We start from the raw sequence: 14951 nt of genomic DNA, 5'->3' as shown, positions 1-14951 counted from the left end.
TCTTTAGAATGATCCATTTGACAATCGGGGAAAAAGTCTGGCAAACCGTCGTTTATGTAATTCTTATTTTATTATCCCTACTTTGCGTGCTACCCTTTCTATACGTGGTTGCTGTCTCCGTAACACCAGAATCGGAAGTATTAAGAAGAGGGATTGTGATTATACCAGAATCCTTTACCTTTCTGGCCTATAAAGAAGTATTCATTTCTCATGGGATCTGGCAGGCGTATAAAATTACGTTGTTTCGAACCATTGTAGGCACGGCGTTAAATGTGTTTTTTACGGTAATCGCGGCCTATCCGTTATCCAAAAAATATTTGCCCGGAAGAAGTCCGTTTTTACTCTTCATTGTGTTTACCATGATGTTCAGTGGAGGGTTAATTCCGACATATTTACTAATCCGCTCTCTGGGATTGTTAAACAGTCCTTGGGTATTGATCATTCCAAATCTCATTAGTGCATTTAATCTGGTGATCATCAAAGGCTTTTTTGAGCAATTACCTGGTGAAATCGAGGAATCAGCGAGGGTAGACGGTGCGAGTGAGCTTCAGACGTTATGGCGGATCATTTTACCCTTGTCCTTACCCGTACTTTCTACCATTTCCCTATTTTACGCAGTCGGGCATTGGAACAGTTATTTTGATGCCATTGTATATATCAATGATTCCAACTACATGCCACTTCAAGTGATATTGCGCAACATCCTGCTTAACGTCGCAACTCAAAGCGCTGATTCGCTCGCCAATTCCGGGGCTGTCAGTACGTTCGCTGTGCAGATGGCTACAGTTGTTGTAACTACAGTCCCGATATTAATCGTTTATCCATTTTTGCAAAAGCATTTTACCAAAGGTGTACTCCTGGGATCCGTTAAAGGTTAAAAGGTGTTCCAACCTAACTTATTACGGGGAAACCGTGATAATATACAAGCAAAGGAGAGGTCAATATGCAGCGTAAAAAGATTTCATTTGCTATTCTGTCGGCAATTTTAGGGCTTGGAACGCTATTGTCAGGATGTGGGGGAAATGAAGAAATTACATCGACAACTTCGATTAATTCTCAAGGCCAGTTTGCAACCAAAATGAAAATCTCAATGTTTAACCAAGGTACTTTTAATGCTGCTGCTCCAGTACCTCCACGTGATGAAGATATTCAACGCCAAATGTTGGAAGAAGAGATGAACATCGACTTGGATATGATGATTCCTCAAGCGGGTCAAGCAACAACCAAACTGAATACACTCATTGCAGGCGGGGATATTCCAGACTTGATCTTCTTGAAGAGCCGTGCTGATCTCGCGCAATATTACGACCAAGGTGTTCTTGCGGATTTGACACCGTATATGGACCAATTCCCTGAACTACAGAAACGATTTGGCACCGACTCATGGGAGGCAATGTCCTATCAAGGAAAAACCATTGGAGTTCCAGGTTATGATAATGTAAACGGTATCAGTCGAAGCTTCTTCATCCGTAACGATTGGCTGAAAAAGCTAAATATGGAGGTACCAACGACACCTGACGAGTTGTTCGAAGTTATGAAAGCCTTTACAGAGAAAGATCCGGACGGTAATGGCAAAAATGATACGTACGGATTCATTGGCGGTATGAATAAAGAAGGCAATCTGCAAACCTACGGCTTTGATAGCTTGATGTGGATGTTTGGCGTTAATCCTCCTTCGGCCGTTGAGATAAAAGATAATGAACCGGTATTCCTGTTTATCGATCCCAAAATGAAAGAGGCACTTGCTTACATTAATAAAATGATGGCAGCCAAGGTGGTTGACCCAGACTGGGTGACGATGAATTCGCCTGATTTGTTGGACCAAAAGATGTTTAAGGGTAAAGTTGGCTTTATGATCAGAGATGCTCGCAGACTGGAACCGGATTATCAACAGAAAATGAAAGAAATTAGTGGAGAAGTTCCGGAATGGATTGTCATCCCTCCGATGAAAGGTCCTTACGGGGATCAAATTGTAGAGAGAAAATCATTCCAGGGCAATTCATGGGCCATATCCGCAAAAGCGGACGAGGACAAAATCATTCGGATCTTGTCCATGCTAAATTATCTCTTTACGGATGAAGAAGCTTATCCAAACTTTGCATACGGAATTAAAGGCATCCATTGGGATGTCGTAGACGGCAAGATCAAAAATAAAACCTCCGAGTTATCAAAGGAAATGAAAGAGAAGTACCTATGGGTCGATCATTATAGAATGCCGCGCCGTGGTGATGATGCGGAGTACTTCAGCTTCCAGAATCCGAAGACGGCGGAAGCTTTCAAGGACAATCAGCAATATGTGGGGCCAACGTTGCCCGGAAATTTATTGACCCCTGACCCAAGCGATACCTTGGATGCTGACCGCACACGTTTCATTAATGAAAGCTTGGTTAAATTTATGACAGGCAAAGAGCCTCTTTCCAACTGGGACAATTTCCTCCAGACGCTGGATACCAAGTTTGACATGCAGAAATATAAGGAAACAGCAATCCAGCAATTTAAAGAAGCCGGCCTTATCAAGTAAAAATAAACGAAGAGAGAGTGGCTATTCGTAGCCCCTCTCTTTATTAGCATATGCTATTCTTAGTTTAAAACGGAACTAAAAGGAAGATGATCGATGCGAAGAAGAATCAGCTTGCCTTTAAAATTATTTTTTATCGTGTTTGCCTTTGTATTAGGCTGCATCATCTTGATAAGCCAATTGTCTTATCGCTATGTGCAAAAGGAAATAAGAACCAATGACATTTTTTACACCAATCAAATATTAGACAAGGTAGACCAGTATTTCACCGTTAATTTTTCCTCCTTCCAGACGATTCTCTTCTCAGTTGAAACATCAGTGAAAGCCAACATTAACAATACCGAAGTGATTAAAAAGCAATTAAGAGAGCTGTATGAACTCAACAGTATTTATGTCAGTAATATTTATTTGATCAAAAACGATTTATCCATTCTGGGTGGAAGTACACCTACTCGAATATTCGATGAACCTTTATCTGAAAGAGCACCTTTATTTGATGCGGCTGACAAGAATAGAAGGACTACCTTTGTTAGTGAACCTTACAAATCGAAGTATTCCGGCTGGACCGTTACGATGGTTCGATATCTGAACGGTGCTCCGTTTCCTATGGCCATTGCAGTTGATTTGGATCTAAATGCCATTGAAGAAACCTTGTTCAAGATTAATAAACAGGAACAAATGAATCTGGCTCTGATGACTGCGTCAGGTAAGATCATTGCCGGATTTTCTGAAAATAAAGGACCTCTGAATATTCAAGATCATTCTTTTTCGATCGGAGAGACGTCAGCGGAAGAAATTCTGGATACAACAGAAACAAACCTTCAACTGTATACCAACGATGGTACTCCGGTTTCCCTTTTAAAAAAACCAACGGAGAAATTCAACTGGACCATCATCTCGATTAACGATGAATCACGCTTAAAAGCAGCATTGTCCAGATTGGAAACCTATTATATTGAGCTTCTTGCTGCAGGTCTTCTCTTAAGTTTGTTCATTTCTTTTTTGGTTGCCAAATATATAAGAAAACCACTCTATACGCTCAAAACAAAAATGAAGCAGGTGGAACAAGGTATCCTCACAACGACAATAACGATTAATCGAAACGATGAGTTTGGTGATCTTTCACGAGCATTCGATCGTATGCTTCAGCAGATTGTTGAACTGATTCGCCGAGCCGAGCTTCATAATGAACTTGAGCGGAAGCTGGAAATCCAGGTGTTACAGTCTCAAATTAACCCACATTTTCTGTATAACACACTTGGTTCGATCAGCAATGTGATACGTCTCGGACAAATAGAGAAAGTAGATGTGGTGATCGGGTCGCTTATTTCATTATTGGAGTACGGGATAGACGATGCTTCTGAGAAGGTTTCCCTACGCCAGGAATTACGCAATGTAGCGGACTATATCGAGATCCAGAACATTCGGTATAACCGAAACTTCAACTTGATTGAAGATATCGAAGCAGGGTTAATGGATTTTCCGGTTTTCCGAATGCTGCTGCAGCCCCTTGTGGAGAATAGTATCTTCCATGGTTATAACGGAGGGGGAATTGAGGGGCCTATTACGATTCATGCGTACAGGGAGGACGACATCGTCATCATCGAAGTTGTTGATCAAGGTGAGGGAATTGCAGCTGATAAAATAAAACATATTTTAATCTCAGAACCAAGTGAAGAGGAATTGAAAAGGAAAAGAATTGGGCTGAACAATATTCATGGTCGAATAAGACTTCACTACGGAGATCAATTCGGGCTGGATATCATAAGCATACCTAAGGAAATAACCCGTATACGCGCTGTATTCCCGGCAGAATTGCCAAAAGGAGATGCATAATGGGGAGAGACTATACCTGCTTCATTGTTGACGATGAAGACCTGATCATTCAACGATTGGAATTGTTTTTTAATGAACTCTCTCATAGGGATAGACGTTTTGTTCTGGTGGGCAAAGCGAATAATGGGTTGAATGGGATCGAGGAGATCATAAAACTTAAACCCGATATCGTTATATCTGATATTGTAATGCCGCGAATGGATGGCATCTCCATGATTGAGCAGCTCAAGGCGGAGCTCCCCCATACCCAATACATACTTCTGACCGCCTATTCATCCTTCGAATACGCTCAGCGAGCGATTCAAGCCAACGTATTGGAGTACATTGTAAAGGTTCCGCTGAGGGAAGCCGATTTGAATCGAGCGTTGGATAAGGCAGCCGGAATTTTAAATGAGTTTGAGAAAAAAGAAGCGGAATTTCACTCGTTAAACGTATCCGTGCTTGAAAATAAATACAGAGTCCGCAAGCAATTTTTTAACGAATTGATCCGAGGTGAAATTCCTTCTCATCGGGCATCGGATTTTGCTAATCGCATGCAGTTTCATTTCTTTCAAGCGAACTATTGCTGCTTCATCGTTGAGATGAATACGTATGAAAGTTTCCGAAACGAATACGCGGCCGCAGATCAAAACATCTTGAAGTATGCGATTACAAATATCATCGAAGAAACGGTGATGAATGGTAGTAGTGGGGTAGCTGCGGATCTGTCGGATAATCGTTTTATTGGCTTTTTATCCTGGGAAAATAACCGCAGTGATATGGAAACGGAATATGCTTGCCTATCCTTGGGAGGGCAGATTGTCTCTCATTTGCATCAATATTTGAATAAAAAGGTATCGGTTGCTTTTGGAAGTCCGCACAGGGGCTGGGAATCGATCAAACAGGCGTATACGGAAGCTAAAAATGTGAGTGAGGATTTCTATTATCATACCGAGAAAGTCGTAAAAACACCGATGCATCGGTTCCAATACCATAATGACAAAAAAGCAGACTTTCAGCAGAAGCTGGCTGATTTTCTTATACGGCTTAAAAGGAAGATTTCCAAGGAAGAGCTGGATAATGCACTTGCCGATCTGTCGCAATTTGTTACGGACCATAAAATCCACAAGTCCATCATGGTGCCAATGATTAGAGACTTGTACAGAGACATTACCGTGAAATTTAAGTCGGGGAATAAGATGGCCACGGAAGTTCCAGACTTCCCCATGGAATTTATGGCTTTTCAGGAGCAGCTCGCCTATATTGGCGACTTCACATTCGAATATGTGCATGCGGGCCAACTGTTACATCGTGCAGAAATTATGAGTGCTATGCATTTTATAGAGAAAAACTTGAAACAACGTTTAACGTTGGAGACCATTGCGGAGGAAGTGAATTTAGCGCCATCGTATTTTAGCAGCTTATTCAAAAAAACAATGAATGAAGGCGTGATCAGCTACATCAACCGTAAAAAAATCCATCTCGCCCTCGAGTTGTTAAACGTTCGGGATTATTCTTTATTGGAATTGTGCGAGGAAGTAGGCATCGTCAATGAAGGGTATTTTTGCAAACTGTTTAAAGAATATACGGGGGATACACCTAAACAATATCGGATAAAAATGACACGGTAGGAATCCAACTAAGGATGCAAAAAATGTATGATTTTTTCGCGAAATCCTGTAAAAAAAAACAGACCAAAACCATTACCATGATAGGAGTATCTAATCATGGAGGTTATCAAAATGGAGCTTATGAAAGCAGATGTAACCGTCATAGGTGGAGGAATTGCCGGGATATGTGCTGCCATTGCTGCCGCACGCCAAGGGCTACAGGTTTCACTTATCAATGATCGGCCGGTGCTTGGGGGAAATGCGAGCAGCGAGGTCAGAGTTCATATCAACGGGTCGGCATATCTTGGAAACAGTCCATCCTATTATGCTCGCGAAGGCGGGTTGGTGGAAGAACTCAAGCTGAAGATCTTTCATTATAATCCGTTATACAACAAAAAACTTATGCTTTCGCTTTCGGATACGGTTTTGCTCGACATGGTGTATGATGAGCCTAACATTTCTCTATTCCTGAATACATGTGTGCATGAAACGGGCATGGAGAACGGCAGAATCAAATGGGTGGAGGGCCTTCAATTGGCTTCAGAGAGAAAATTTCGTTTTGAAAGCCCTACCTATATCGATTGCTCCGGGGATGGAATTGTTGGGTACCAAGCAGGTGCTCACTTCCGATGGGGAAGAGAGGCGAAGCATGAATACAAGGAGGAGCTCGCTCCAGAAGTGGCGGATCATTACACCATGGGCGATACGATTCTGTTTCAAGCCCGTGACGTAGACTATCCCGTTCCTTACAAAAGGCCAGGCTTTGCGTATGATATTACGAAGCTGGATTTTTTTGATAGTATCAGAAAAGGATTAAACCATCGATCTTTTCCAAGGAAAATCAACGGGCTTGGCGGATTGTGGTGGCTGGAATACGGCGGACATATGGATATTATCAAGAATAATGAAGACATCGCCTTGGAACTGCGGAAATTGGTATACGGGATATGGGATTATATCAAAAATAGCGGTGAGTTTGATGATGTAGACAATCTCATCCTGGATCATGTATGCCCGATCCCGGGAAAGCGGGAGTCGAGGCGGTTTATAGGGGAGCACATGCTGTCTCAGAATGATCTTACAGCAAAGCCTCATTTCGAAGATGCGGTATCCGTCGGAGGCTGGTATATGGATCTCCATGCGAATAAAGGCATCTACGATGAGGGTCCGGCTACCGCGTGGAATTTTGTGCCGGGATTGTATAATATCCCGTTCCGCAGCTTATTTTCACGCAATATTCCTAATCTCATGTTCGCTGGCCGTAATATAAGCGCTACTCATGTGGCTTTTGGGTCTACAAGGGTCATGGCAACCTGTGGTTGTATGGGGCAGGCGGTAGGAACGGCTGCTGCGTTATGCGCAAAATATGAGACAGACCCCGCATCCATAGTCAAAGCGCATATGGGTGAGCTTCAGGCGCAGCTGCTTCGAGACGGGCAAACGATTGTAGGCCTTCAAGAGCCGTTGGACCCTTATTTCGCAGACGGATTAACGATTCGTGCCTCGTCTCAGCGAAGCTATGAACAACTTCATCCAACCGAAGAGGTCTCCTTGGACAAAGCACTATGTTTGGTCTTGCCGATTCAGACATCTGTGGTTGAGAGTGTGCAGATCAAAATTAAAAATAGATCCGAGCATTCCGAAACGTTGCAAGTGAAGCTGTATGGCGGTGATCGGAAGGAAAACTATATTCCCACCAGCGAGCTGAAGGGCTACAACTTGGTGATTTCAGCGGGTCACGATGACTGGATTACACTGGACCTCAGCTGCAAGAAGCCAGAAGACGACAAAATCTACATCGTATTGGAAGGTACGGCGGACCTCACTGTACACAGCAATGAAGAGAAAATGACTGGAGCGGTTAGCTTCCTTTATAGACCGGAAGAGCCATCCAAGCTGAAGAAACTTAATAAGAGCATTTGCTTCAAAGACCTGATACCATCCCAGGATATGTATAATCCCGCAAATGTCGTCAACGGTTTTTCCAGACCTTATGGTTTGCCGAACAGCTGGATTTCGGAACGTACGGAAGGACAGGAATGGTTGGAATTTGGTTTTGCAAGCCCTAAAAATCTGGATGAAATCCATCTTGTTTTTAATTCACAACTGAATTTGGAACATTTCGACGATCCGATCGAGCCACTGATCCAAGATTATGATGTGACCTTAACTTTGGAAGACGGAACCGAGAGTGAAATTAAAGTCCGTGGGAATTATCTTTCGTTGAACAAACATCAGGTGTTTGCAAAAGGTGTAACTCAAATCCGGTTTGATTTCTGTGCAACGTATAGTTCGCCTTATTATGAAGTGTTTGCTGTAAAACTTTTTGCTCCTAAAAACGCTAAGTGAGGGCGGGTGAAGTCGTGATGAAGGAATTTTTCCCACGAAGAGGGCTGCCTAATGTCATTCAGAAGTTGGAAAATGGAGAAGGCGTGACCATCGTTTATTTCGGCGGCAGTAATACACGTTCCGTAGGATATAGGGTCATGACGGCGGATTGGCTGCGAGGGCAATATCCCCATGCCGATATCCGCGCTGTGAATGCAGGCATTGATGGGACAGGATCGGACCTCGGCTGCGCCCGTTTGGAGACAGATGTGCTTCGTCATCAGCCTGATCTCGTGTTTGTTGAATTTGTTGGCAACGATGGCGGAGTTCCCGAATCCAAGGCGCGGATCGAAGGCATTGTCCGACAGATTCGCAAGCGGAACCGGTTTACCGATATCCTGTTTGTATATACGGTTAAGGAGCGGGATTTGACCTCATTTCAATCCGGCGAATACCAGAAGGGCGCTCTTATGCAAGAGGAAATCGCCGACTATTACGGTATTCCTTCCATTCATCTGGGCGTAGCGGTCAGTCAATTGGTTTCGGATGGAAAGCTCATTTTCACCTCAAGGGCAGACGTGGCCATTCCCGGAGCTGTTATTTTCACGCATGATTCGATCCATCCAACGATTCCCGAAGGACATCAGATTTACACAGATACAATCATTCGGTCTTTTGAGAAAATGAGAGAGCTTCGAGATCACGTGGGAAAGGTCGAACATCACTTGCCGCAGGACCCCTTGGTCCCGGCCAATCCTTGGGTGTATGCAACCATGCTGCCACTGGCTCGTCTTACTCATTTTTCCGCAGGGTGGTCTTACATGACCTCTGATGATTTTCCTTTAGTGCGTGAGTATGATTGGTTGTTCCCCGGTCTATGGCGAGCAGTTGATCCCGGAGAGGCGTTCACAGTGGAGTTTGAGGGAACCCACATCGGCTTATTTGATATCGGGGGGCCGGATTCTGGCCGATTGAAGGTGTCGGTGGATGGAAGGGAACCCTTCCTTGTTGATCGATTCACACCATATAACGATCATAATCGAAATCAATATGTTTTCTTGCCAGAGCTACCAAATGGGAAACATACCGTTCGCTTCGAGATCGATCACGAGAAAACTGACAAAGCGGCCGTGTTTGAGGCAAGTGGCAATGAACGAAGTATGGAACATGTTCGGCAGCATCCTGCTTGGTATGATCAAACGGTCATTCAGCTTGGAAAGTTGTTATTGGTGCAGCCGCCATTATAATTGATTGGTTCACTTGGAACACTTGGAAGACCTATATTCTATTTGGCTGCAACTGAGCAATCAATTAGGATGTAGGTCTCTTTTTTTACTTTACTTAAAATCGTATAAGAAATTCTTAAAATGAAAGAAATTTCACCGTGACGTAACATGCTAAGATGAAAACGACAGAACGGGATTTAGGCAGAAGGATAAGGTTAAGTGCTTTTCACGATCATTCGAGCAAAAGGCAATGCATTTATGGAAGCGTTATCATTACGAGGAGAGGCTGTGAATTGTATGGTCAAAAGGAAGCTGTTTTTCTTCATTGTTTTCATGTTGACGATCGTAGTCCCTTTCAGCCTGATCGGAATAAGGGCCGCTTATGCGGAGACCTTACCTTATCAGACAATTATTATCGATGACGGGAGTATCAAGATCAATGATGATGTGACACCTGATGCAGGTAACGAGAACAATGGATATTCGGCTCCTAATTGGACCACAAGCACAGGGGTGAGAGGGTATGATCTTTCCAGCACCAAATATACAAGTACAGCAGGCAGGACGATAACATGGAATCCACGCTTGGAAGAAGGAACGGCGAAAATATCGTTCTATAAGCTGGACTGGGCAGATAAAGCAGATAGCAATGTGAAAATTGAGATCGTTCATAATGGAACAACGGATGTAGTCTTTATGGATCTAAGACCCTCATCTGGTGCTCCAGCAGGGTGGGTTGATTTGGGAGAGTACTATTTTTCTGGAGTTGGCGAAGAATTTGTTCAATTGACCCGGTCTACCGGCACCACAAACACAATCCTTACGCGCGCGGATGCGGTCAAGTTCGAAGGGAATATAAAGCAGAAAGAGCCACATAAGACAATTATCATTGATGATGGGAGCCTCACAATTGATAATGTCGTCACTGTTGATTCAGGAAACGTCAGTAACGGGTTCTCCGCTCCTTATTGGACGACAAGTGCAGGAGTGAAGGGATACAATAATTCCAGTTCCAAATTTACAGACGCTGTAGGTAGAAGCATCACCTGGAATCCACGCTTGGAAGCAGGGACGGCGAGAATATCGTTCTATAAGCTGGATTGGGCGGATAAAGCAGATAGTAATGTGAAAATTGAGATTGTTCATAACGGGGTTACGGATGTTAAGTTTATGGATCTTAGACCTTCGTCAGGTCCATCGGTTGGATGGGTGGATCTGGGGGAGTATGAGTTTAGTGGTGATGATAGCGAATTTGTCAGGCTGACTCGAACGCAGCCTTCTACGGGTACAATTATTACGCGGGCCGATGCAGTCAAGTTCGAGGGGAATATCCGGCAACAAGCACCACCGCTGCCCCCGCTAAGAAGCCGTACCTTAGCGAATCTCAGTTACACAGAGAAAGGCAGCATCGAAAATGCTAATTACAAGGCAACCTTTTATGAGGCAGCATGGGATGAAGGTAAATCTATCGTTCGTGACATGTTCTACAAAAACACGGAGACAGGGAACTGGGTTCCAATCAATAATGAATCGGAAAGACTTGAGGAACAATGGGTTTTATTGGACGGGAATGCGGGGAGCCGAACCAATTACTATGATACGATGAACAAACGCTGGATTACATTCGACGGGGTCCATTTTCCCGACAGCCAGACCGCGGTATTAACCGACTCTACACATGGCAGTGATTACGATTTTGAAGTGAACTGGTCCATGGCAGGGGATAAACCCGATGTTTCCTTTGCCTTTACACCTCGCCGCGACGGCAATTATGTGATTGGATATCAGTCCTTCACGACAGAGTCCGCCTCGGGCATCAATGAAGTGTTAAATGGATTCAGGTCACATGCCAAAATGGTAGGTACAGTGGAATCAACAAGCTTGAGAGAGCTGAGCGCTCCGATGAGTCTGGTTGAGAAGAATGATAGTGCGGGAAATCCATTGACGTATGGGGTATTTGTACCTTCGGAAGAGTTACCAGTTGAATTTGAGCCGACGGGAGGCGTTACAAAACAACGGCTGGGTATGAGCCTTGTTAACAACGAAGGCAGCGTACAGCCAATCCTTTACGCCCCTCAGTTGGGGACTTACTCGCAGATGACCGCAGAAAACACCTATCAATTTCATATGGGGCTAATCGCTCAAAAAAGCAATCTGTATGAGTCCTACGTGGATATTCTTCGCAATGAATACGATTATTCAGCATACCGGGAAAATGTTTCAAATAAATCGCTTACTGACGCGATGTTTAATATGATTGATCTACTTAAAATTGAGCCGCAAGGGGACGACTCTGTGAATTATGTCCCATCACCCAGCGGGTGGTGGAGCCGTGCCAAGGGTTTTATCGATATCGAAAACGAAGATAGCGTCCGAACAAGCTCAAATGCGGTTCTTTTGGGAGCTTACTATTTGACTGGAGATGACCAGCTATACGATACGAGAGCACTGCCGTCCGTCCAGTATGGCATATCGCGAAATGGTATCGGTTGGTCGCCAACGCAGAAAAAAGTATACGGTGTGCCTTCGTTATGGAAAATGGCTACTCTGCCGTTCGATGTTTCAAGCGTAGCCGCTGTCAATCAGATGATGGGCACTTCGGCAGGAATTGGTGCACTCGCTCAGGAAGAGTACCTTGTGCGTGACCCGGATCAGAAAGACAGGGGGCCTGTCATTCAACCCCTGATGATGTATCGGATGACGGGAGATGCGAAGTATTTGCAAGCTGCGAAGGATGCAGCCGACAGCTATATCACGCAACATATCGATACGCCTGCATCTGTCGATGTGAGTAAAAATGAGTTCATTTATTATTATAGCAAGCTGTGGATGGAGATCTTGGAGCTATATGAGGAAACGCAGGATCCCAAATACTTGGATGCCGCCTATAAGGAAGCCAAACGGTATGCAACCATGTTTGTTGCTCGTCCAGTTCCTGAAGGTAACGTTACGATTCCTCAGCCGGAGACATATAATTACGCGGAGTCGTTCCATTGGCCGGAAAGTGGTAAATTTCAATATCCTAGGCTTAAGCTTCCCGAAGATATTGCCGGAGGCGTTCAAGCGGAGCGTTGGCTTGTTTCACCGAGCGGACTGACGTTTGAAGCAGGAAGTACAACCGGTTATTATCGGATGAATGCTCAGGAAGCTCCATTCATGCTGAGATTGTCGCTTTATACAGGGGATGAACTGCTGCAGGATATTGCTCATAATGCGGTTATTGGACGATATTCCAGTTATCCAGGTTATTATTATAAAGGCTTCGCCGTTAGCCAACTTGAACCGGACTTTCCTCTGGAAGGCCCAAGCGGGGCTACATCCATCTATTATCACCATATTCCGGGGCAACTCGGGCAAACGATGGATTATTTGATCAGCGAACAATCATTGAAATCAAACGGGAGCATTACGTTTCCTTCCGTTTTTGAAACGAATTTTTTATGGTTCAAATATCACCTTTATGGGAATAAACCAGGTCAATTTTATGGTAACTCCGACGTTTGGCTATGGATGCCCAAGGGGATTATTAAGACCAACCATCCTCAATTGAATTGGATAACGGGTGAGAGCGGGGATAAATTCTACATCGGGTTAAGCAACGCATCGTCAGATGAAGTTCAGACCCCAATTGAATTAAATGAACAAATCATTGGATTCAACCCGGCACAGGATTATACCGTATCGATCATCCGCGACAATGGTACACCAGAGCAAGCAGTTATGAGTGGCGGAATCATTCAAGCTACGGTTTCAGGCAAGGGAATCACTGCGATCATTGTAGAGGGACTTGATATTGATGTACCGCTGCATCAGGTCAGAACGGCAGATACATCGGATGCAAGTTATTTCTTTGATACACACAGTCCAATTGATGCGGTTAAAGGCATGCTGATCGTTAAGCCTGACGAAACGGTTTATGATGCTTATGTGCAGGCCAAAACGACAAAACCAGCGACAATCCATTATTCCTTGGATGGCGGGGCCACGTATACGAGCGTCCCAGATACGATCTATCCGATGGAATGGTCGATACGGGTGAATGAATTATCCCAAACCTTTACGTATTACGTGGAATCGGAGGGGAAACAGACCCGTAAGCGGACACTCTATCTGCCGGATCAGGTATCGGAAACTCCAGTCCAACCCGATGGGCAGGATAGTTCAACCATCATTGTGGATAATACGGAGGCGGAGACAGAAGGCGTCTGGATAAGGGATACGACGGCTAACGATTATTATTATGATAACTATGTGTATGCCAAATCTACGACCGGCACAGCGACAAGCAAAATGAGATGGCGGCCTGAGCTGCCGGAAAGTGTCACTTACAGTGTGTATTACAAGCTTCCACAGATAACTGCAACGAGTGAAAATTGGGCAACAAATGCCTCATTTACCGTTTATCACAGCGGCGGCTCCGAAACGGTGACAGTTGATGAGACAACAGCGAATGGTACTTGGGTGCACCTGGGAGATTATCCTTTTGCTGCAGGCGATAGCGGGTACGTGGAATTAACCAATAAGGCCAACAAATCCAGAGTCGTTGCCGATGCAATCATGTGGGTGGACCCAAACAGGATACCGCAATTGGAGTCTGCTGTGATCATGTCCGATCGGAACGAGCTGCAGATGACTCAAACCGCACAACTGAGCGTAACCGGTTATTTAGATAACGGTTTGATCGGTGATCTTACACAGGCTGATGTGCAGTATTTCGTTGATCGTACGGATCTGGCTGAAGTGAATAGCAGTGGGGTGTTGACCCTTCTTAATCTTGATGGAGACACGGATCACATTGAGGTATGGGCTACTGTCACGATTGACGGAGTGACCTTAACCACACCGCCTTTGACCATCACGATCAGGGACCTAACGGTTATCGTCGATAGTACAAATACAACAGGGTTATACACGACAGAAGGGTCTTGGAGCCAAAGCAATTTAGCCGGATACAAAATTGGGGTTAAATCCCGCTATTCAACAGTTCAAGGATCATCAGCCACGTGGAAAGGCGAGTTTCCAGAAGGGAAATATACGGTCTCGATCTACAAACTTGTCCATACGACGGGAAACGATAATAATGTCAAAGTGGAAGTGAAGCATAAAACGGGTACCGAGGTCATCTATATGGATGCAACGGTCGGCTCATCAGGTTGGGTTAATCTGGGAATGTTCGACTTTACGGGTGACGGCAGCGAGTATGTCCGATTAACCAGGGTTACGCCTACAACGGTAGACCCGCCAACGCTTCCTGCGGATATGATCTATACGAGGGTTGACGCTGTTATGTTCGAACGGCATTCTGGTGATTCGGAACTGCTTGCCAATGAAGCACCAGATGAACCGACACTTTCTGAATAAGGGCAGTGATTTATGAATGGAAGTGGAACAACGGTAAGTGATGTTATACAAATGATTGCAAAATAACACCAAGAGCCGAGTGGATCAAAACGA

At 44.5% G+C, this 14951-nt stretch carries 7 protein-coding genes; all 7 read left to right on the top strand.

All coding sequences use genetic code 11. The features are described 5' to 3' along the window. Positions 1-8 precede the first annotated feature (8 nt). The 7 genes from MHI14_RS15410 (at position 9) to MHI14_RS15380 (ending at position 14858) form a co-directional block, all read left to right on the top strand. Complete coding sequence (locus MHI14_RS15410) at positions 9-878, top strand: carbohydrate ABC transporter permease (protein WP_017688329.1); 870 nt, start codon at positions 9-11, stop codon at positions 876-878. Between the two features lie 65 nt (positions 879-943). Continuing rightward, the gene (locus MHI14_RS15405; protein WP_341130696.1) at positions 944-2521 is read left to right on the top strand and encodes an extracellular solute-binding protein; all 1578 of its coding nucleotides are present in this window, start codon (positions 944-946) and stop codon (positions 2519-2521) included. Positions 2522-2614: 93 nt separating this feature from the next. After that, entirely contained in the window at positions 2615-4354 is a 1740-nt protein-coding gene (locus tag MHI14_RS15400; protein ID WP_341130695.1) for a sensor histidine kinase, read from the top strand. Beyond that, a complete protein-coding gene (locus MHI14_RS15395; protein WP_339783799.1) occupies positions 4354-5964 on the top strand; it encodes a response regulator in 1611 nt (536 codons plus the stop codon). Before MHI14_RS15400 ends, MHI14_RS15395 begins: the two co-directional genes overlap by 1 nt. A gap of 96 nt (positions 5965-6060) precedes the next feature. Then, complete coding sequence (locus tag MHI14_RS15390; RefSeq protein ID WP_341130694.1) at positions 6061-8292, top strand: FAD-dependent oxidoreductase; 2232 nt, start codon at positions 6061-6063, stop codon at positions 8290-8292. Positions 8293-8309: 17 nt separating this feature from the next. Then, positions 8310-9518 carry a GDSL-type esterase/lipase family protein gene (locus MHI14_RS15385; protein ID WP_341131707.1) on the top strand — a complete coding sequence of 403 codons (1209 nt, stop codon included), beginning with the start codon at positions 8310-8312 and terminating at the stop codon, positions 9516-9518. Positions 9519-9830: 312 nt separating this feature from the next. Beyond that, positions 9831-14858 (top strand): golvesin C-terminal-like domain-containing protein, encoded by a 5028-nt coding sequence (locus MHI14_RS15380; RefSeq protein ID WP_341130693.1) that lies wholly within the window; start codon positions 9831-9833, stop codon positions 14856-14858. Positions 14859-14951 lie beyond the last annotated feature (93 nt).

This window comes from Paenibacillus sp. FSL K6-2393, from assembly GCF_038002545.1.
Taxonomy (GTDB): domain Bacteria; phylum Bacillota; class Bacilli; order Paenibacillales; family Paenibacillaceae; genus Paenibacillus.
This window is presented reverse-complemented; position numbering and strand designations above follow the sequence as displayed.

Bases quoted from the DNA above. Each gene is read 5' to 3' on its own strand.
- MHI14_RS15410 (WP_017688329.1), top strand. From the start codon at position 9: ATGATCCATTTGACAATCGGGGAAAAAGTCTGGCAAACCGTCGTTTAT.
- MHI14_RS15405 (WP_341130696.1), top strand. From the start codon at position 944: ATGCAGCGTAAAAAGATTTCATTTGCTATTCTGTCGGCAATTTTAGGG.
- MHI14_RS15400 (WP_341130695.1), top strand. From the start codon at position 2,615: ATGCGAAGAAGAATCAGCTTGCCTTTAAAATTATTTTTTATCGTGTTT.
- MHI14_RS15395 (WP_339783799.1), top strand. From the start codon at position 4,354: ATGGGGAGAGACTATACCTGCTTCATTGTTGACGATGAAGACCTGATC.
- MHI14_RS15390 (WP_341130694.1), top strand. From the start codon at position 6,061: ATGGAGGTTATCAAAATGGAGCTTATGAAAGCAGATGTAACCGTCATA.
- MHI14_RS15385 (WP_341131707.1), top strand. From the start codon at position 8,310: ATGAAGGAATTTTTCCCACGAAGAGGGCTGCCTAATGTCATTCAGAAG.
- MHI14_RS15380 (WP_341130693.1), top strand. From the start codon at position 9,831: ATGTTGACGATCGTAGTCCCTTTCAGCCTGATCGGAATAAGGGCCGCT.